Annotated in this window: 1 pseudogene; it reads left to right on the top strand. The window is 31.6% G+C overall.

Annotation, left to right across the window (positions count from 1 at the left end):
• Window positions 1-530: pseudogene (locus F909_RS10580) on the top strand (hypothetical protein); the annotation flags it as partial.
• Window positions 531-620 lie beyond the last annotated feature (90 nt).

Below are 620 nucleotides of genomic sequence, written 5' to 3'. Positions count from 1 at the left end.
TAATGCAAAAATTAGTAAAGCAAGCTGTAAAAGCAAGAGAGTTTCAAGCAACTTTCCCAAATCTGTATAACGAGTTAATACGTATTAGGGATGTAATATTGAGGCAACTGGTCAACCTGCTAACTGAAAAATATAAAGAAAGAAAGTCACTACCTATTGAGCAAATCAAGATTGAAGTAGAGATAATTGTCTTTGGCAGACAGTTACTCAACCATGTAATGGGATATTGTCAAACAAGGCAATTAGTGGATGAAGATATATTTTTGTTAAACCATTTACTTCAACCAGATGAACTAACATCAATATTTGAAGAACTTTATTGCATATTTTGGGAAAACATCAAAAGTTATGAAGAATGGACACAATTCCCCAATTTTTCGACAAACCTCAAACGTATTTTGAACGAAAAGTATTTCTTACCTGACTTGTTACCATTCTGGGATATTAAATCTCTATTTTTGGATTATCTTAAAATTTATATTGAATATCATAATTTTAAGAATAGCAAAGATATAAAAGGCACAAATTGATGTGTGCTGAAAAAACAGGAGGTTTTAACTTGGTAAACTAAACACACTCATCAGGAGTTTACCATGAGCAAGAAACACAAGACTTACACC

Source organism: Acinetobacter sp. ANC 3929 (assembly GCF_000369405.1).
In the GTDB taxonomy this organism is placed as follows: domain Bacteria; phylum Pseudomonadota; class Gammaproteobacteria; order Pseudomonadales; family Moraxellaceae; genus Acinetobacter.
Note: the sequence above shows the minus strand (reverse complement) of the source record. Positions and strands in the feature narration are given on the sequence as shown.